Annotated in this window: 16 protein-coding genes; 14 read left to right on the top strand and 2 right to left on the bottom strand. The window is 34.3% G+C overall.

The window, feature by feature from the left end; all coding sequences use genetic code 11:
* Positions 1–18: 18 nt before the first annotated feature.
* From J6D32_RS12925 to J6D32_RS12880, 10 genes are all read left to right on the top strand, one after another.
* Positions 19–1,224, top strand: coding sequence for an aspartate kinase (locus tag J6D32_RS12925; RefSeq protein WP_006784781.1), 1,206 nt, complete (start codon positions 19–21; stop codon positions 1,222–1,224).
* 18 nt (positions 1,225–1,242) lie between these two features.
* Positions 1,243–2,235 carry an aspartate-semialdehyde dehydrogenase gene (locus tag J6D32_RS12920; RefSeq protein WP_006784780.1) on the top strand — a complete coding sequence of 331 codons (993 nt, stop codon included), beginning with the start codon at positions 1,243–1,245 and terminating at the stop codon, positions 2,233–2,235.
* A gap of 34 nt (positions 2,236–2,269) precedes the next feature.
* Positions 2,270–3,160, top strand: coding sequence for a 4-hydroxy-tetrahydrodipicolinate synthase (gene dapA / locus J6D32_RS12915; RefSeq protein ID WP_287467745.1), 891 nt, complete (start codon positions 2,270–2,272; stop codon positions 3,158–3,160).
* A gap of 1 nt (position 3,161) precedes the next feature.
* Positions 3,162–3,923 carry a 4-hydroxy-tetrahydrodipicolinate reductase gene (gene dapB / locus J6D32_RS12910; RefSeq protein WP_006784778.1) on the top strand — a complete coding sequence of 254 codons (762 nt, stop codon included), beginning with the start codon at positions 3,162–3,164 and terminating at the stop codon, positions 3,921–3,923.
* Between the two features lie 13 nt (positions 3,924–3,936).
* Positions 3,937–4,653, top strand: coding sequence for a 2,3,4,5-tetrahydropyridine-2,6-dicarboxylate N-acetyltransferase (gene dapD, locus J6D32_RS12905; RefSeq protein ID WP_438816665.1), 717 nt, complete (start codon positions 3,937–3,939; stop codon positions 4,651–4,653).
* 183 nt (positions 4,654–4,836) lie between these two features.
* Positions 4,837–5,226 (top strand): MerR family transcriptional regulator, encoded by a 390-nt coding sequence (locus J6D32_RS12900; protein ID WP_006784776.1) that lies wholly within the window; start codon positions 4,837–4,839, stop codon positions 5,224–5,226.
* A gap of 16 nt (positions 5,227–5,242) precedes the next feature.
* The gene (locus J6D32_RS12895) at positions 5,243–6,088 is read left to right on the top strand and encodes an aldo/keto reductase (RefSeq protein ID WP_006784775.1); all 846 of its coding nucleotides are present in this window, start codon (positions 5,243–5,245) and stop codon (positions 6,086–6,088) included.
* A 291-nt stretch (positions 6,089–6,379) separates the two neighbouring features.
* Positions 6,380–7,105, top strand: coding sequence for a MurR/RpiR family transcriptional regulator (locus J6D32_RS12890; RefSeq protein ID WP_132942530.1), 726 nt, complete (start codon positions 6,380–6,382; stop codon positions 7,103–7,105).
* Between the two features lie 172 nt (positions 7,106–7,277).
* Complete coding sequence (locus J6D32_RS12885; protein ID WP_287467744.1) at positions 7,278–8,636, top strand: PTS transporter subunit EIIC; 1,359 nt, start codon at positions 7,278–7,280, stop codon at positions 8,634–8,636.
* Between the two features lie 13 nt (positions 8,637–8,649).
* Positions 8,650–10,080, top strand: a complete 1,431-nt coding sequence (locus J6D32_RS12880; protein WP_006784772.1) for a 6-phospho-beta-glucosidase — start codon at positions 8,650–8,652, stop codon at positions 10,078–10,080.
* Positions 10,081–10,117: 37 nt separating this feature from the next.
* Here the strand turns inward: J6D32_RS12880 and J6D32_RS12875 are convergent, their stop codons facing one another.
* Positions 10,118–10,714, bottom strand: coding sequence for a DUF6944 family repetitive protein (locus J6D32_RS12875; RefSeq protein WP_287467743.1), 597 nt, complete (start codon positions 10,712–10,714; stop codon positions 10,118–10,120).
* Between the two features lie 369 nt (positions 10,715–11,083).
* Here J6D32_RS12875 and J6D32_RS12870 point away from each other — a divergent pair, with 369 nt between their 5' ends.
* Positions 11,084–14,197 carry an alpha-mannosidase gene (locus J6D32_RS12870; protein ID WP_006784770.1) on the top strand — a complete coding sequence of 1,038 codons (3,114 nt, stop codon included), beginning with the start codon at positions 11,084–11,086 and terminating at the stop codon, positions 14,195–14,197.
* A gap of 66 nt (positions 14,198–14,263) precedes the next feature.
* The gene (locus J6D32_RS12865; protein WP_006784769.1) at positions 14,264–16,381 is read left to right on the top strand and encodes a glycoside hydrolase family 31 protein; all 2,118 of its coding nucleotides are present in this window, start codon (positions 14,264–14,266) and stop codon (positions 16,379–16,381) included.
* 63 nt (positions 16,382–16,444) lie between these two features.
* Here J6D32_RS12865 and J6D32_RS12860 read toward each other — a convergent pair whose 3' ends face one another.
* Positions 16,445–17,449 carry a YeiH family protein gene (locus tag J6D32_RS12860; RefSeq protein ID WP_009606874.1) on the bottom strand — a complete coding sequence of 335 codons (1,005 nt, stop codon included), beginning with the start codon at positions 17,447–17,449 and terminating at the stop codon, positions 16,445–16,447.
* Positions 17,450–17,555: 106 nt separating this feature from the next.
* Here J6D32_RS12860 and J6D32_RS12855 point away from each other — a divergent pair, with 106 nt between their 5' ends.
* Together J6D32_RS12855 and J6D32_RS12850 are read left to right on the top strand one after the other, a co-directional pair.
* Positions 17,556–18,467 carry a LysR substrate-binding domain-containing protein gene (locus tag J6D32_RS12855; RefSeq protein WP_006784767.1) on the top strand — a complete coding sequence of 304 codons (912 nt, stop codon included), beginning with the start codon at positions 17,556–17,558 and terminating at the stop codon, positions 18,465–18,467.
* Positions 18,468–18,679: 212 nt separating this feature from the next.
* Positions 18,680–19,736, top strand: a 1,057-nt coding sequence (locus tag J6D32_RS12850) for a transporter substrate-binding domain-containing protein (protein WP_287467742.1), incomplete at its 3' end; no start/stop codon positions are given.

Below are 19,736 nucleotides of genomic sequence, written 5' to 3'. Positions count from 1 at the left end.
AAACAGGAGGGGAATTAAATGGGGATTTTAGTGCATAAATATGGCGGCACATCAGTTGCAAGTACGGATAAAATCAAAAATATTGCTAAAAAAATAGTCGCTGAAAAAGAAAAGGGACATGATCTGGTCGTTGTTGTTTCAGCCATGGGAAAAACCACAGATGATTTGATTGAATTATCAAAAAAAATATCAACTAATCCTGATAAACGAGATCTTGATATGCTCTTATCAACGGGGGAACAAGTATCCATTTCCTTATTATCGATGGCGCTTAAAGAATACGGTGTGGATGCAATTTGTTTAACCGGATTTCAGGCTGGTATCAAAACCCAAGGTCCTCATACAAAAAATAAAATCATTGATATCGACATTGAAAAAGTAAAATCGTATTTAAAAGAAGGAAAAGTTGTCGTCGTCGCAGGATTTCAAGGTATGAATGAAAAAGGTGACATTACAACACTTGGTCGTGGGGGTTCCGATACAACAGCTGTCGCTTTAGCAGCCAAACTACGAGGAGGATGTCATATTTATACGGATGTCGATGGAATCTACTCTGTTGATCCGCGTCTATATAAAGAGGCAAAGAAATTAGATGATATTAGCTATGAAGAAATGATGGAAATGGCGAGTCTTGGAGCTGGAATCATGGAACCAAGAGCTGTTGAAATTGGTTGTAAATATCAAATTCCAATTTATGTAGCATCTAGTCAGCATGATATCACGGGGACAACAATTAGGGGAGTTGATCATAATATGGAGGAGAACGTCATTACAGGATTAAGTATCAGTGACGATGTGTTAATGGTGACTATCAGCAATCTTGAATTTAAGGTTGAAAATATTGCAATAGTTTTTGAAAAATTAGCAGAAGCGAATATTAATGTGGATATGATTAGTCAAACGGGACCGATTAATGGGATCGTTAATCTTTCTTTTACTGCATCAACAGACGATTATGATGTCATCAAGGAAGTCATGCAACAACTAAAAAAACAGTATCAAGAAATTGACATTGAACTTGAAGATGATATTACAAAAGTCTCAGTGATTGGGGTTGGAATGTTGAATCAAAGTGGAGTAACGGAAAAAATATTTAGAATTCTAGCTAATCATCATATCTCATTTAGACAGGTAACGACATCTGAAATCAGCATTTCCTATACCATCAATAAAAAGGATAAGGCAACAACAGTTGCTGTTTTAGCCGGAGAATTAGGCTTATAACTTAGGGGAGTGATTAATTTGAAAAAAGTAAATGTTGCAATTGTAGGGGCGACTGGATTAGTTGGGCAAACTTTTTTAAAGGTACTCGAGGAGCGTCAGTTTCCGATTAATCATTTATTTCTACTAGCATCAAGTCGCTCGGTTGGAAAAAAAATCGAGTTTGCTGGAAAAGTTTACACGGTAGAAGAGTTAACACCAGATTCCTTTAATAAAGACATTGATATCGCGTTATTTTCAGCAGGTGGAAGCGTCAGCAAAAAGTATGCACCGATTGCTGCGGCTCATGGTATACGTGTTGTTGATAACTCGAGTGCTTGGCGAATGAATGACAAGATTCCTTTAGTCGTGCCAGAGGTTAATGCGAATGTATTAACGGAGGATGATTATATTATTGCAAATCCAAACTGCTCAACCATTCAATGCGTCGTGCCGTTACAAGTATTGCATAAAGCTTATCAAATTAAACGAATTGTCTATTCAACGTATCAGGCTGTATCAGGTTCAGGTGTGAAAGGATTAAGGGATTTAGAAAGTGATATTCAAGGAGAAAGAGTGTCATTTTATCCGCATCCGATTGCCTATAATTGTCTACCTCATATCGATGATTTTTTAGATAACGGATATACAAAAGAAGAAATGAAAATGGTTAATGAAACGAGAAAAATTCTTGGAGATAATAACCTAAAAATTACAGCCACCACAGTTCGAGTACCTGTTAGATTTGGACATAGTATTGCCATTAATGTCGAGCTTGAACACCCTTTTGAATTAGAAGAGGTAGTTGAAAAATTAAGAGCGGCTGAGGGAATTGTAGTAGTAGATGATGTTGCAAACAATGAATATCCACTTGCTCTTTGTGCTGAGGGAAAAGATGAAGTGTTTGTCGGACGAATTCGTCGTGATTTTAGTGTTGAAAATGGATTAAATTTATGGGTAGTTGCCGATAACATAAGAAAAGGAGCGGCGACAAATACCGTTCAAATTGCACAGCAATTATTAAAATACTTATAAATGTAGCTTTTTACGCAGAAAGAGTTGAACTAGGATGACTAAATTTATTGGAGCAGGAGTCGCATTAATTACGCCGTTTAAAAATGAGGAAGTAGATTACGAAGCTCTTCGCGCTTTGATTGAATGGCATATTCAAAATTCCACAGATGCCATTATTGTTTGCGGAACAACTGGTGAATCTGCCACGATGAGTGATACAGAGCGAAAAACGGTGATTAAGTTTACGGTAGAAGTTGTAAAATCTCGTATTCCGGTCATTGCTGGAAGTGGGAGCAATAATACGGCCTACGCGATTGAATTGAGTCGGTATTGTGAATCAGTTGGCGTAGATGGTTTGCTTGTCGTGACACCTTATTATAATAAGGCAACAGATTTAGGACTGATCAAACATTATGAAGCTATCGCGTCATCGGTTAAGATTCCAATTATTTTATATAATGTTCCCTCAAGAACAGGAGTTAATTTGAAACCACATGTAGTGAAACAACTGAGCGGGATTAAAAATATTATTGGAATTAAGGAAGCGAGCGGTGATTTTTCACAAGTTGCTGAAATCATGAGATTATGTGGTTCTGATTTTGCGATGTACAGTGGAAATGATGATATGATTGTTCCCATTTTATCGCTTGGCGGAGTCGGTGTAATTTCCGTCGTGAGTAATATTTTACCTAAAGAAACGCATGAACTAGTCATGAGTTATTTACAAGGTGATACGAATAAAGCCTTAAGGTTACAACTTGCGATGAAGTCATTGATTGATGCTTTATTTATCGAAGTAAATCCAATCCCGATCAAAACAGCTATGAATTTGCTGGGAATGAAGGCCGGAACTTTGAGATTACCTTTATGTGAGATGACAGAAGAACATGCAAAAATACTTAAAGAAGAACTTACAGCTTATGGAAAGTGGCACGAGGTGAAGTAACATGATTAGAATTGGACTTAGTGGATGTTTAGGGACGATGGGACAAATTATCAGTGAGTTGATTGAACAACAAGATGGGGTAGAGCTAGTGTTTGGAATTGATAAGCGAGCGGGAGAGATTGACGTTTTGTATCCAGTTTTCTCTTTACCAAAGGAAGTTAACCTCTCATGTGATGTCATCATTGATTTTTCAAATGCGGGCAATGTCGATGATTTAATTGATTATTGTATCTCGAATCAGGTGGCGGCTGTTATTGCTACAACAGGGTTAAGTGAGAAGCAAGAAGAAAAGATTAAAGAGGCAGCACGCATCATTCCGATTTTTAGATCGGCCAATACATCGCTTGGAATCAATGTGTTACTTGATTTAGTGAAGAAGGCAACAAGTATTTTAAGTGATAATTTTGATATTGAGATCATTGAAAAACATCATAATAAAAAAGTTGATGCACCGAGTGGAACAGCATATATGATTGCGAGTACGATTAATGAGGAGCTCCATCATTCGATGAAATATAATTATGGCCGTCAAGGAAATGACTCAAAGCGTTTAGAAAATGAAATTGGAATTCATTCAGTTCGTGGTGGAACCATTCCCGGGGAACATATCGTTATTTTTGCTGGCTTAGATGAAGTTATTGAAATCAAACATACTGCATTATCAAAAAAAATATTTGCAAAGCAAGCTATTAAAGCAGCTGAGTTTATTGCCCATAATAAACCACAGTTATATAACATGGGAGATTTAATGAATCAATACTAGGGGGGATTTTTTAGTGATGAAGGAAAAACAGTTATTAACTGATCCATATGAAATTGCACACTTTATTAAAGAAGCAAAAAAAAGTACACCGGTTAAACTTTATATCAAGGGTGAATTAGAAGGTGTGGAGTTTCCGAACTGTAAAGTATTTGGCGAAGGTCATTTTAAAATCGTATTTGGTGAATATAGCGAGATTGAATCTATTTTAGAAAAACATCAAGCTAAGATTGAGTACTATGAAATGGAAAATGACCGTCGTAATTCAGCCATTCCAATATTAGATTTGAAACAGATTAAAGCACGAATTGAACCAGGTGCTATTATTCGAGATCATGTGACGATTGGTGAAAATGCCGTTATTATGATGGGGGCTATCATTAATATTGGAGCCGAAATCGGTGAAAATACAATGATTGATATGAATGCTGTCGTAGGAGCTCGAGGAACAATTGGAAAAAATGTTCATATCGGAGCGGGATCAGTCATTGCAGGTGTTCTTGAACCACCTAGTAAAACACCTGTGATCATTGAGGATGATGTGATGATTGGAGCCAATGCGGTTATTTTAGAAGGGGTTCGAGTTGGAAAGGGAGCAGTTGTAGCGGCAGGAGCTGTTGTAACGGAAGATGTCTTGCCAAATACCGTAGTAGCGGGAATGCCTGCCAAAGTCATCAAACAAAAAGATGAACAAACAAAAGACAAGGTGAAAATACTAGAAGATTTAAGATAATTTTTAGTCGAATATAAAAAGATTAATCTTAGGTATTATTTCTTAGATTAATCTTTTTATTTTATTTTCTTGCTATGGAGTTAACTCCATACCCTATAATAACTTTGTAATGAAATTTCTAATAGTTATAGTAGGTGAGAAAAGAGAGCACTTTATAGGAATTTTTGAAAAGGGGATTAAAATATGACAAGTGCTGAAGTTAGTAAAAAATATAATATTTCTATTGATACATTACGGTATTATGAGAAGATTGGCCTTCTCCCACCTATAAAGCGTGATTCTAAAGGTTATCGTGTTTATACAGAACAAGATTGTAATTGGATTTATTATATTAAGGTGATGCGAAATGCAGGGGTTTCGATTGAAGCCTTAATCGAATATTTCGATTTATTTCAAAAAGGGGAATCCACGATTAACAAAAGAAAAACAATTCTTTTAGAACAACGCGATCAACTAGCTAAAAAGGTTCAGGAGATGCAAGACACATTAGCCATGTTAACTCATAAAATTGATATTTATGAGGAACTGCTATTAAAGTTCGAAGATGAAAAGTTAAGAGGATTAGAAAATTAAGAAAGAAGGAATAAAAATGAAACAGGTGACATTAAATAATGGATTGAAAATGCCTATTTTAGGGTTCGGTGTTTACCAAATTACAGATTTAAAAGAGTGTGAACGTGCGGTATTAGATGCGATTGAAGTAGGGTATCGATTAATTGATACCGCACAAGCGTATGGTAATGAGGAGGCAGTCGGAAGAGCTATCAAAAAATCATCGGTTCCAAGAGAGGAATTGTTTATTACCACAAAAGTATGGATTTCAAATGCAGGATATGAAAAAGCAAGGCAATCACTAGAAGAATCATTAAAAAAAATGCAACTTGATTACATCGATTTAGTTCTCATACATCAACCTGTTAATGATTATTATGGAACGTATCGCGCAATGGAGGAAATGTATAAGGAAGGGAAAATTAAGGCGATTGGAGTAAGTAATTTTTATCCGGATCGTTTAGTAGATATTTGTTTATGCAATGAAATTATTCCAGCCGTTAATCAGGTAGAAGTTAATGTCTTTCATCAGCAAACAGATGCTCAGGAGTATATGAAAAAATATAATGTTCAAATGGAGGCATGGGCACCCTTTGCTGAAGGTAAAAACGATATGTTTAATCAACCTCTTTTAAAAGAGATTGGAACGAAATATGGGAAGTCGGTTGCACAAGTTATCTTAAGATGGTTAGTTCAACGTAATATTGTTGTATTAGCTAAATCAGTCCGTAAAGAAAGAATGGAAGAAAATATAAATATTTTTGATTTTGAATTAAGTCACGATGAGATGAACAGGATTAGTGAATTAGATAAGGGTGAAAGTTCATTCTTCTCACACTATGATCCAAATATTATTGAATTTTTAGCTAATCTAAGTAGATAAAGAGTCAGATTAAATTTAAGTTTGATGGTGTAATAAGACAGGTAAGACCCCTAAATCGTAAAATTTCTGATAATTTAAAATGGCAAACCTCAATTATTTAATACTAAATAATTGAGGTTTTTTTTTGATTTTTAATAAAAATATCGAGATGATGAAATCGACTTACGTTACACTATTGGCGGAAACGTTTTTAATTTTTAATCGCTTTCTATAGAAGAATAAAATATAATATGATACTATCATAGTAGAACTTATCGAAAAATGTAGTAAATTGAGTGAAGAGGTTGACAGATGTTTAATTACGAACAAATCAAAAAATTTACTGACGTAGAGATTTTAATCTATAACTATATCATGCAAAATTCTCAAAATATTCGTTATATGACGATTAGAGAACTAGCAGATGCGGTTCATGTTTCGACTTCTGCGATTATGCGCTTTTGCAAAAAACTTGATTGCGAAGGATATGCTGAATTTAAAGTGCAATTTAAAATGCATTTAGAAGAAACAAAAGAAAAACAACCATTAAACGATATTTCAGAAATCATACATTATTTTCAAAGTGTTAATAATGAGGAATTTGAGCAAAATATTAGTCAAGTTGCGCAATTAGTGAGTCAAGCCAAACAAATTATCTTTGTAGGGATTGGAACATCAGGAATTCTTGGAAAGTACGGAGCACGCTATTTTTCAAACATTGGAAAATTTAGTTACTTTATCGACGATCCATTTTACCCAAACATCGGAGGAATTAGCGATGATGCTGTTGTCATCATGCTATCGGTATCAGGAGAAACTGAACAGACATTAAACTTGGCCAGATTCTTTTTACAACAACGTTGTACGTTAGTTAGTATTACCAATAGTACAAACTCAACGTTAGCTAAAATGTCCCAATATAATCTATCGTATTATATGACCAACCAAAAAAATCAAAAAGAATATGATATTACAACTCAGGTTCCAGTCGTTTTTATTTTAGAATCCATTGGAAGAAGACTGACGTTAAATGCGTAAACACAGGCTATTGTGTTACGCATTTTTTATTGTCACAAGTTGTTTCGTTTTGGGAACAAATATCAAAGCGATGTTACAAATGCTTATCGCTTACAAAAATAATGACAGAAAGGGCTTTATTAAATACAATAGGTATGCAACACAGTTAGAGAATTAGATGGAGGTATTACAAATGGCAATCGATTATAGCCAAACGGCAAAAGAATTAGTTGCTGCCTTAGGTGGCAATGAAAATATTAACAATGTAACACATTGTGCAACACGTTTACGTTTTATTTTAAAAGATCATTCAGTTGTTGATAAAGAAACAGCAAGTGAAATTAAAGGAGTTATTACAACAGTAGAAGCTGGAGGACAGTTCCAAGTTGTTATCGGAAACCACGTTAAGGATGCGTATGAGCAAGTTTTAAAATTAGTTGATGTAAGTGAAGAAAAAGGATCAACTTCAACTGAAAAAGTAGGAGTATTTAGTAAAATTATTGATATTATTTCAAGTATCTTCGCACCATTCTTATACACATTAGCTGCTTGTGGGATTTTACAAGGAATCTTAGGGGTACTAGTTGCGTTAGAGTGGATTGATACAGCAGGTGGAACATACCAAGTCCTAAACTTTATTTCTTGGACAGCGTTCACATTCTTGCCAGTTTTAATTTCGATTACAGCAGCGAAAAAATTTAAAATTAATGAGTTTATTGCTGTTGTTATTGCCTGTGCGTTAATTTCACCAGATTATAATGCAATGGTAAATGACGGAACACAGTTAAGCTTCTTAGGAATTCAAATTCAGATGTTAAGTTATACATCATCAGTTATCCCAGTTATTTTAGCAGTATGGGTAGCCTCTTATGTAGCAAGATTCTTTGAAAAAATCTTACCAACTGTTATTCGTAACTTATTTACACCAATGTTTACAATTGCTATCATGGTTCCATTTACGTTATTAGTATTCGGGCCATTCGGAGCAACAATTGGTGGAGCAATTGGAGATACATACAATTACTTATATAACTTAAGCCCAATCGTGGCAGGTATTATTGTGGGTGGACTTTGGCAAGTATTAGTTATCTTCGGGGTACATTGGGGAATCACACCTGTTACAGTTGGAAACTATGCATCACTTGGATATGATACATTTACGGCACTTCAAGCATCTGCAGTCTTCTCACAAGCCGGAGCAGCATTTGGAGTCTTCTTAAAAACAAAAGATAAAGAATTAAAAGACGTTTCATTACCAGCCGCTATTACAGCCGTATTCGGAATTACAGAACCTGTTGTTTATGGAGTTAACTTACGTCTGAAAAAACCAATGATCTGTGGATGTATTGCGGGAGCAATTGGTGGAGCTATTGCAGGAGCATTCAATGCTGTATCTTGGAGCTATAACATGCCTGGTATTGCAACAATCCCTGCTTTCTTCAAGGCAGGACACATGACACCATTCATTGGTTTCTTAATTTCAATCGTTGTTTCATTCGTACTTGGTATGGTCTTAACAATGATCGTTGGATTTAAAGAGGATAACAAATAAGGAGGTAACAAACATGAGTCAATTACCTAAAAACTTTCTATGGGGTGGAGCTGTTGCAGCCCACCAAGTAGAAGGTGGTTACAACAAAGGTGGTAAAGGAATCAGCATCGTTGATGTTCTAACGGGGGGAGCACATGGTGTAGACCGAATTATTACTGAAACGATTGAAGAGGGAAAATATTATCCAAATCATGAAGCCGTTGATTTTTATGGTCATTATAAAGAAGATATTGCATTATTTGCAGAACTTGGATTCAAATGTTTTAGAACATCAATCGCTTGGACACGAATCTTTCCAAAAGGTGATGAATTAGAACCAAATGAAGAAGGGTTAAAATTCTATGACGATTTATTTGATGAGTTATTAAAATATAATATTGAACCAGTTATCACCTTATCTCACTTTGAAATGCCACATCATTTAGTTAAAGAATATGGTGGATGGAAAAATCGTAAAGTGATTGACTTCTTTGTTAGATATAGTGAAGTGGTCATGAAACGTTACAAAGATAAAGTGAAATACTGGATGACCTTCAATGAAATCAATAATCAAAAAAATTATAAATATCCACTGTTTGGATATACGTGTTCAGGCGTTATCTTCAATGAAGATGAAAATCCAGAACAATGCATGTACCAAGTCGTGCATCATCAATTAGTCGCAAGTGCTAAAGTTGTAAAATTGGGACATGAAATTAATCCAGATTTCCAAATTGGATGTATGATGGCTTGCGTTCCATTATATCCATACTCTTGTAAACCAGAAGACATGATGTATTCAGTAGAATCGATGCATGATCGTTACCTATTCTCTGATGTTCATGTACGAGGAGAATACCCATCTTATGCCATTAAGGAATGGGAACGTAAAGGATTCAATATCCACATGGAACCAGAGGATAAAGATATCTTAAAAGCTGGAATCGTCGATTACATTGGATTAAGTTATTACATGACAAATGCGGTCAAAGCAGGTGCGGTTGTAGAGGGGAATGGATTAGATGGATTCCCTGGAAGTGTGCCAAATCCACACGTTAAATCATCAGATTGGGGATGGCAAATTGACCCGATTGGATTACGTTATGCCTTAAACTTATTATACGAACGTTATCAAAAACCATTATTCATCGTTGAAAATGGATTTGGAGCAATCGATAAAGTCGAGGAAGATGGATCAATTAACGATGATTACCGCATTGATTACTTAAAAGCACACATTGAAGAAATGAAAAAAGCTGTCACTTTAGATGGTGTTGATTTAATGGGATATACACCTTGGGGATGTATTGACTGTGTATCATTCACTACGGGTGAATATAAAAAACGTTACGGATTCATTTATGTTGATAAACATGATGATGGATCAGGAACAATGAAACGTATGAAAAAGAAAAGCTTTAACTGGTATAAAAACGTCATTCAGACAAATGGAGAAGAATTATAATAAAAAAAGGTGCTACCGTGTAGGTGCACCTTTTTTGTTACTCTGATTCTAAAGTAGTTCCAATGGCAGCTACAATAGCACCAAATGTTTGAATCCAACTACCGATAAAAATATAGATATTTCCTCTGATTTTAAATCCTTGTAACAGTTCGTATCCACCATATGCCTGTAAGCTATTCCCAAAAGTTTGTGTAAAGTTGCCGTAAGCACTCAGTAATTCTGCAGGATTGTTAGATTCTTTGAGTTCGCTAATACCAGCTAAGTATGCGCCATAGCCTTGTAAGAGATTTCCGACGATAATGAGTTGATAAACCTCATCTTTTTCAAGTTCTGATTGAAGGCTATAAAGGACTGCAAGATTTCCAGTGGCTCCAATTTCGTTTCCGATTGTTCCAAGTAAAGAATCATTTCCTAATGCTTCAATTCCATTACCAGAAGCTTGTAGAATGTTTCCCCACTGACCTAAGTCGGTCACTAAATTTTGAGCCTCTTCCTCAGTTAGAAAATTTGATCCTAAAAAGGTGCCATCAAAATCAATGCCGGTAAAAAAGGGGGAAATCCCGAGGGATGCAACAACTGTTCCAGTTGCATCAATCCAGGCTCCAACGATTTCATCCATTGTGGTCTGTTTCATGCTAATCTCCTCCCTTGAACTCACTTATTATTATTCTAAGTCGCTTTAATGATTTAGAGCGTGTACAGGCCTACTTTTGAAGTAAAATTAAGACACAGGGATAGATTCTGCCACCAGATAGATATAATTAAAGAGATTTTTTTTAACAATGAAAAATCTCCTAATTAATGAAAGATTATGTCTCATACTGTCCATTAAAAAGCTTAAGTCGTGAGGGTAAAGATAAAAAGTAAAAAAAATATATAGATATATAGAAAAAGTCCACTTAATATATAATATTGAAAATTGAATGCGCTAACAGGGTGAATTAAAATAGAGCTATAGTTGATAAAACTTAATTCAAAAATAATAGTCCGTGGGGGAAAAATAATGAAGGATATGTTTTTAACGAAAAATAAATTACAAGCTCGTACCGATGAAATCGCATCTTATCGTTATCGAGAAGGATTCAGCTTAGGGACTTTAGAAATAAAAGAAGATGTATCAGGTGAAGTTAATCCAGCTTTAGTTCATGAATTTGATGGTGAAATTGCCATTGGAGATCGTTGGTCAGGTCGCGATAAATACTTATGGTTACATAAAAACGTAACAATCCCAGCAAACTGGAGCGGAAAAAAAGTTTTAGGAATTTTTGATTATGGAAATACAGGAGCCGGAAATAATTCCGGATTTGAATCGTTACTTTATGTGAATGGGGAACCTTTCCAAGGGGTTGATAGTAATCATAAAGAAGTCTTCTTCAAAGAAGAACACATTGGACAAGAAATTTCATTACAATTCCGTTTATGGTCAGGTCTTGAAGGTGGAGGAGTGCCAACATCACAAGAACACCGTATTAATTGTGCAATGATCGCCTGGTTAGATGAAAAAATTGACGATTTATACTATAATGCGCACGTTATTTTAGAAACGTTAGACATTTTAGATGAATTTAATCCTGTCCGTGCTAAATTACAAAAGGCATTAAATGATAGTTATAAATTAATTGATTGGTCATACCCAGGGTCAGAATCATTCTATGAATCGTTACACGAAGCAAGCGATTTATTAAATGAGTTAATTGATCGCATTGGAAAGCATTCAGATATTCATGTTACTTGTATTGGCCATACTCATATTGACGTGGCATGGCTATGGCGTTTAAAACATACGAAAGAAAAATGTGCGCGTTCATTCTCAACAGTAATGCGTTTAATGGAACAATATCCAGAATATATTTTCTTACAAACTCAACCACAACTTTATGAATATGTAAAACATAACTATCCTGATTTATATGAAAAAATCAAAGCTAAAGTAGCGGATGGACAATGGGAAGTTGATGGGGGAATGTGGGTTGAAGCAGACTGTAACTTAACATCAGGTGAGTCATTAACGCGTCAAATCTTAGTCGGAAGCAAGTTCATTAAAGATGAGTTTGGAAAAGATGTTGAATATTTATGGTTACCAGATGTCTTTGGTTATTCATGGGCGTTACCTCAGATTTTAAAGAAATCGGGAATTGATACATTTATGACAACTAAAATTAGTTGGAATCAATATAATCGTATGCCGCATGATACGTTCCATTGGAGAGGAATTGATGGAAGTGAAGTCCTAACTCACTTTATTACAACACCTGAACCATGGAGTGAACCAGGATCTTGGTTCTATACGTACAATGGTCGTATTAGTCCAAAAATCGTTAAGGGAGTATTTGATGCTTACAGTGAAAAAGAGTTAACGAATGAATTGTTAATTTCTTACGGATTTGGAGATGGTGGAGGTGGTGTTAACCGTGATATGTTAGAATATCGTCGCCGTATTGACAAAATGCCAGGACTTCCAAATATTAAAACAGGAACAGCATCAGATTACTTTAAAAACTTACATGAAAAAGTTAAAAATACAGATTCATATGTTCATACATGGGACGGAGAACTTTATTTAGAATATCACCGTGGAACCTATACATCTCAAGCTTATAATAAGAAAACAAATCGTCAATTAGAGTTATTATATCGTCAGGCTGAATGGTTAATGGCAATGGCAGGTATTGAAAAAGATGAATTAGCTGCTGTTAAACAAGATCAATTAACAGAAGGATGGAAAATCATCTTATGTAATCAATTCCATGATATCATTCCAGGATCTTCAATTCGTGAAGTATATGAAGATTGTCATGATGATTATGAACGTGCAGAATGTCTAGCGACTGATTTACAAGCTGAAGCTTTAACAACATTCTCAAAAACATCAGCTCATACTTGGACGATTATGAATAACATGAACTGGAATCGTACAGAATTAGTGACAATCGATATCAAAGCGGACGGTACTTGGTACGATATTGATGGTAATCTGTTAAAGGCACAAAAACAAGAATCAAGCTGGGTGGTAGAAGTAAAAGATGTACCAGCGATGGGATGGACAACTATCCGTTTTGAAGAAGGAACAAGTAAAGAAGAAGCATCTGTTTTCAATGTAACGGAAAATAAAGTTGAAACACCATTCTATATCATCACATTAAATGAAGCGGGACAAATGACATCTATTTACGATAAAGAAGCAGATGTTGAAGTGTTAGCACAGGGAGAACGTGGAAATGTCTTACAAATGTTTGAAGATAAACCATTAGCACATGAAGCATGGGACATCGATTTATTCTACCAAGAAAAAATGCGCGAAGTAACAAATCTTCAATCGATTGAAGTCATTAATCAAGGAGCACTTCAAATCGATCTAAAATTAACATGGAAATACATGAGCACAACAATTGTACAAGATTTAATTCTTTATGCTAATAACAAGCGTATTGATTTTAAAACATGGGTAGATTGGCGTGAACGTAAACAATTATTAAAAGTTGCCTTCCCGGTCAATGTTCGTGCGACTTATGCAACGTATGATATTCAATACGGAAACGTGCGTCGTGCAACGAACTGGAATACAAGTTGGGAACAAGCGCGTTTTGAAACAGTCGCTCATAAATGGGTAGACTTATCAGAACGTGGATATGGAGTTAGCTTAATGAATGATTGTAAATACGGTCATGACATTAAAGATAATGTGATGCGTTTAACCTTATTAAAAGCAGCTACTCATCCAGACGTAGAACAAGATCAAGGTGAACATGAATTCACATACTCATTATTACCACATATCGGGGATTGGGTAGACGTTGATACAGAAAAGGCATCATGGGCGATTAATCAACCCTTACAAGCCATTGAAAAAGATTTAGGAACACGTCAATTCATGACCGTAGATAGTGACCAAGTTATTGTAGATGCCATCAAACGTAGTGAAGATGGAGAATACTTAGTGGTTCGAATACATGAATACACAGGTGGAAAAGATAACGTCACTGTATCACTTAACTTTGATGTTAAAGCATGGGCAGAAGCGGATTTACGCGAACGTTCAATTGAAGAATTTAAATCAACACCAATTGAATTAAAAGTAAAACCATATGAAATCAAAACAATTTTAATTAAAGCATAACAAAAAAGTCCTTAACCGCTAGACAGTCTAGTCGTTAAGGACAATTTTTATGAGGAGAATGATGAGATGTTAGAAACTAAAGTGAAAAGGTATCAATACGGTAACCCATTTCAAACTGATGCCGTCGTCATCAAACTGCCAATCTATCACGAACCCTTACAAAAACTATCGCATGAAAATGGGAATTTTATCTACAAATTAGAAAAAGGGGCTGCCGTTTATGGGCTTGGGGAAAGTGTGCGCGGAATTAATAAACGCGGTTGGTTTTACACAAGTTTTTGTACGGATGATGATATGCATACTGAAAATAAACATGCCCTTTACGGATCACATAACTTTTTAATTTGCAATGAATCACAACCATTCGGAATTTTTATCGATTATCCTGGAAAAGTTCATTTTGATATCGGATATACGGATTTGGATACCTTAATGATTGAGCCTGAGATGATGAATCTAGATCTTTATTTGATTGAAGGTCAGAATGTTCTAGAAATTATACAGACTTTTAGAACACTCATCGGGCAAAGCTATATCCCACCAAAATGGGCTTTTGGTTACCAGCAAAGTCGTTGGAGTTATGAAACGGCAGATGAAATACGAGAAGTCGCTTACCATTTCAAAAAACATGAAATCCCATTAGATAGCATTTATTTAGATATCGACTACATGCAAAACTTAAAAGATTTCACAGTTGATCCTCATAAGTTTCCTGATTTTGAAAATCTGGTAGCAGAGTTAAAAGAGGAAGGAATTCATCTGATTCCGATTATCGATGCCGGTGTCAAAGCAGAAGCAGGATATGAAATTTATGAGGAAGGCATAAAAAATGGATACTTTATTAAAAATGAGGATGGAACACCATTTGAAGCAGCTGTTTGGCCAGGAAAAGTTCATTTTCCAGACTTTTTAAATAAAGAAACACGCACTTGGTTTGGGATGAAATATAAAACGTTAATCGATAAAGGTATTGAGGGGTTTTGGAATGATATGAATGAACCATCGATTTTTTATACGCCAAATGCGATGAAACAAGCGATGGATTCAGTGCTGGAAAATAAAGAAAAAAATATTGATTTAGGTTTATTTTTCGGTATTAAAGATCAATTTAGTAATATCTTAAATAAGCCAGAATACTTTAAAGAAATGTATCATGATACAGACCAAGGGTTTGTATGCCATCATGAGGTTCATAATCTTTATGGATATAATATGACACGTGCTGCTGCGGAAGCTTTTGATGTGATTAAAGAAGAGCGGATGTTGTTATTCTCACGTGCCTCTTCAACCGGAATGCACCGATTTAGTGGAATTTGGACAGGCGATAACCGTTCTTGGTGGTCACATTTATTATTAAATATTAAAATGATGCCATCTCTTAATATGTGTGGATATCTATATAGTGGAGCTGATATCGGGGGATTTAGTGATAATACAACCGAAGACCTGTTAACAAGATGGTTACAGTTTGGAATCTTTACACCATTAATGCGTAATCATACGGCTAAATATACAAGAGCCCAAGAACCGTATCGTTTCAAAAGTATGGCTGTCATGCGTCATTTCATTTGCTTACGCTATGTATTGGTGAATCATTTATATAGTGAATATATGAAAGCTTGCTTAAGCAACACTTTATATTTTAAAGCGTTAGCCTTTGAGTATTCGGATGATATTTCAAAAGAAATAGAAGACCAACTCCTACTTGGAGATGGACTCATGATTGCACCTATTTATGAACAAAACAAAACAGGACGTGTTGTCTATTTCCCAGAAGAGATGTTATGTGTTCGTTTTACAACTGAAAAAACGTATCAACTTGAATTAATGAAACAAGGGCATCACTATGTTAGCATGCCAATAGATCAATTGGTTATCTTTATTCGTCCTAATCATTTATTAATTTTAAATGATGAAGCACAAAATGTGTCTCAGCTTGATAATCATCAAATTGAAATCATCGCTCATGTTCAAACAACGTGTGAAGGACGTTATTATGAAGATAATGGTCTAGTTAAAAATCCAAAACTAGAAGATGGATTAAGTCAAATCAACATTAACATTGAAAATAATGAAGTAGGTACACAGTGGCAAAAATCAAAGAATAGCCAACTGAACCACGTCACTTACACTGTGTATGATGCCAAGCAAAATGAGATTTTCATTCATACTGAAAATTTATAAAAAAAAAGGATTCTCAAATTTTGAGAATCCTTTTTTAAGTACACTTTATTTAGTTAGTCAATTTTAGACTTGTCCTAGGAAAACTTGTACAACAAGTGCGACAATAACAACAATAGCTGAAATAATGAATCCGTGAAGCATAGGAAGGAAACCTGACTTCGTAACATCGCGAATATCTGTTTTTAATCCAATTGAAGCTAGTGCCATGACCATAAAGAACTTACTTAATGTTGAAAGAGTTGAGCTTAGTGCCGCTGGGATAATACCAACACTGTTTAGGATAGCTGCCCCTAAGAATAATAAAATAAACCAAGGGAATATCTTTTTTAAATTAATTTTCTTTTGTTCACCTGATACAGCTGAATTTTGTTTTTGTTTTAATCGTTCATTTAAATATGAGAAAGCTAATACAACCGGAATGATTGATAATGTACGTGTTAATTTTACAATCGTTGCAAAATCACCTGCAGCATCGCTATAAGCGTATCCTGCGGCAACAACAGAAGATGTATCGTTTACAGCTGTACCTGCCCATAATCCGAATGCCATATCACTCAATCCAAGTGCTGCTCCCATAATAGGGAATAAAATAACCATTACAACATCAAAGATAAATGTTGCAGAAATAGCATAAGCGACATCTGAATCTTCAGCATCGATAACTTGTGATAAGGTAGCAACAGCCGTTCCACCACAAATTCCTGTTCCTGCTGAAATTAATGAACTAAGTTTCCAGTCCATTTTGAAAAGCTTTCCAAATAAATAACCAAATCCAAATGCTGCTGCTAAAGTAAATACCATGACAACAAGTGAGTATTTACCAACATGAATAATTTGACTAATACTTAAGCTAGTTCCTAATAAGACAATTGCAACTTTTAAAAGTTTTTTTGAACTAAATGTAATTCCAGCTCTATATTTTGTATCATCCTTCATAAAAAAGTTAAGGGCCATCCCTACTAAAAGTGCAAATACACTAGCCCCGATGATATGAATATATTGATTTAGTAACGTTGCGATAATAGCAATCGCTAATGAAAGAAGAACCCCAGGTATGACTTTTTTCATAAAAACCTCCTATTTTTTAACATAACTTTACAATAACATGCAAAAATGTATAAAATCAAATTATACATTTTTATATGACTATAATATTTTTTTATAGGAGGTACCTATGATTGATTATCGATTACTTACTTTTATTGATGTGTGTGAAACAAGAAATTTAACAAAAACAGCGAAACACTTATGTTTAACGCAGCCTGCTGTTACACAACATATTAAATATTTAGAAGAAACTTATAATACGAAATTATTCGTTTATGAAGGAAAAAAAATGCAGATTACAGAATCGGCACACGCCCTTTTACAGTATGCATTAAAAACACAGGCACTGCTCAAATCAGCTGAAGCTGAAATATATGAATTAAAAACAAAACAGGTTAAGTTAAATTTTGGCGCAACATTAACGATTGCAGACTATGTCATGCCAACGATATTAGATGCACACTTAAAACGATTTCCAGACATTCAACTTAACTTTAAAGTTCAAAATACATCCCATTTAATTGAAGATCTTTTAAAAGGTAAAATTGAATTTGCATTCATCGAAGGTTATTTTGACAAGGAACAATTTGAACACCATTTACTAAAGAAGGATGATTTCATTTTAGTAACATCAATTAATAGTGCACTAAATGAAACAATTACATTAGAAGAATTGAAGAAGCAAAGACTCATTATTCGTGAGTTTGGATCTGGAAGTCGCGATATTTTAGAAAAATTATTGGCTAATACTAATAGTTCACTCAATCAGTTTAGACAACTTGATGAAATTGGAAGTCTAAAACTATTGAAACATCTTGTCAAACAAAACCATGGTGTCACGTTTATCTATAAAGAAGCTGTCAAAGAAGAATTAGAAAGAAATGAATTAAAACAAATTCAGATTGATGGAATTAACCTCAGTCGAGAATTCAATTTCGTCTACTTAAAATCATCCTTACACAAAGAAAAGTATCAAAAATTTTTTAGGTTTGCCAAAGATAAGTTAACAGATATTGATTTATCAATTGGAGAAGGATAATTTTTAAATCGAGAATTAAAGTTAGTTGACAAAGAAGTAATTGGTGAATAAAATGGAAAGATATTTAGTGATGTATAGATAACAATTAAAACATTACACTATTAAAATGGTTATATTTATTACATCATACTGACATTTTTTCTGATGAGAATTAAAGTAAATGAGTGAGGCAGTGAATGAGTAGAAATTTTAGTTTGTTAGGAAGAGATGATATGAGGAGAAGGTCAAAATTCAGACAATTAATTGGCATTTTGATGGTATTACTTTTTATCATAGCCCCTAATGATTGCATCAGAGCATCCGATAAAATAAAAGTCGCTTTTTATGAATATTATCCGTATTATTATCTGAATGAACAATTACAACCTTCGGGTTATTATCATGATTTAATGAATTTGATTGCAAATGATTTGAATCTTGATTATGAATATGTTGATGTCCCTATTAATCAGGCTTTAGATAAGTTAAAAAATAAGGAAATAGATCTTTTATTTGGAATTTCCTCTACTCCCAAAAGACAAGAAGAATATCTGTTTAGTAAGTATTATATTAATATTAATAGAGTTGCACTGTTTACTCACCATAATATTAGATATGGAGATTTAGAGGCATTAAACGGAATGACGATTGGTTTTATCGAAAATGAACAAAATTATCAACAATTGTTAAACGTGTTAGAGGAAAAAAATATTAATGTTAATTTGAAAATTGTCGAGTCATATGAAAGTACCTTAAATTTATTCCGTCATCATCAAGTAGATGCTATTCTTTATTCAGCTGAACATACAGATTTAGATAAGGAGTATCGGAATATCTGTGAATTTTCTACAGGATCTTTTTACATTGTTGCAAATAAAGAAAATAAAGAATTGATGATGAAAATTGATTCTTATTTCGAACAATATGATTCACTTCCAAATACATCAATTCACAAACTTTACGAGAGTTATTTTAATCCATATAAACAAAGAATTGATTTATTTATTTTGATTATTACCTTATTAGTTCTAATCATACTGACATTTGGATTAAAACAAATGTTGAATCAAATGGAAATAAAAAAGAATCGTCAAAAGATTTTAAATGATTTAGAGCAAAATAAATTTTTACTATACTATCAACCCATTGTAAATCCCAATACGAATAGAATTGTAGGTTGTGAAACGTTGTTGAGATATCAAAGTGGAGTTAAAATTCAAACGCCATACTTTTTCTTAAAACAGATTGAAGAATCTAATATGATGTATGAGGTGACGATGTGGGTTTTAA

The sequence above is a fragment of the Turicibacter sp. genome, from assembly GCF_017941855.1.
In the GTDB taxonomy this organism is placed as follows: Bacteria; Bacillota_I; Bacilli_A; order MOL361; family Turicibacteraceae; genus Turicibacter; species Turicibacter sanguinis.
Note: the sequence above shows the minus strand (reverse complement) of the source record. Positions and strands in the feature narration are given on the sequence as shown.

What these genes read in the sequence shown, in the direction of transcription:
- J6D32_RS12925 (WP_006784781.1), top strand. Translation starts at nt 19, where the DNA reads ATGGGGATTTTAGTGCATAAATATGGCGGCACATCAGTTGCAAGTACG.
- dapA (WP_287467745.1), top strand. Translation starts at nt 2,270, where the DNA reads ATGACTAAATTTATTGGAGCAGGAGTCGCATTAATTACGCCGTTTAAA.
- dapB (WP_006784778.1), top strand. Translation starts at nt 3,162, where the DNA reads ATGATTAGAATTGGACTTAGTGGATGTTTAGGGACGATGGGACAAATT.
- J6D32_RS12900 (WP_006784776.1), top strand. Translation starts at nt 4,837, where the DNA reads ATGACAAGTGCTGAAGTTAGTAAAAAATATAATATTTCTATTGATACA.
- J6D32_RS12895 (WP_006784775.1), top strand. Translation starts at nt 5,243, where the DNA reads ATGAAACAGGTGACATTAAATAATGGATTGAAAATGCCTATTTTAGGG.
- J6D32_RS12890 (WP_132942530.1), top strand. Translation starts at nt 6,380, where the DNA reads ATGTTTAATTACGAACAAATCAAAAAATTTACTGACGTAGAGATTTTA.
- J6D32_RS12885 (WP_287467744.1), top strand. Translation starts at nt 7,278, where the DNA reads ATGGCAATCGATTATAGCCAAACGGCAAAAGAATTAGTTGCTGCCTTA.
- J6D32_RS12880 (WP_006784772.1), top strand. Translation starts at nt 8,650, where the DNA reads ATGAGTCAATTACCTAAAAACTTTCTATGGGGTGGAGCTGTTGCAGCC.
- J6D32_RS12875 (WP_287467743.1), bottom strand. Translation starts at nt 10,714, where the DNA reads ATGAAACAGACCACAATGGATGAAATCGTTGGAGCCTGGATTGATGCA.
- J6D32_RS12870 (WP_006784770.1), top strand. Translation starts at nt 11,084, where the DNA reads ATGAAGGATATGTTTTTAACGAAAAATAAATTACAAGCTCGTACCGAT.
- J6D32_RS12865 (WP_006784769.1), top strand. Translation starts at nt 14,264, where the DNA reads ATGTTAGAAACTAAAGTGAAAAGGTATCAATACGGTAACCCATTTCAA.
- J6D32_RS12860 (WP_009606874.1), bottom strand. Translation starts at nt 17,449, where the DNA reads ATGAAAAAAGTCATACCTGGGGTTCTTCTTTCATTAGCGATTGCTATT.
- J6D32_RS12855 (WP_006784767.1), top strand. Translation starts at nt 17,556, where the DNA reads ATGATTGATTATCGATTACTTACTTTTATTGATGTGTGTGAAACAAGA.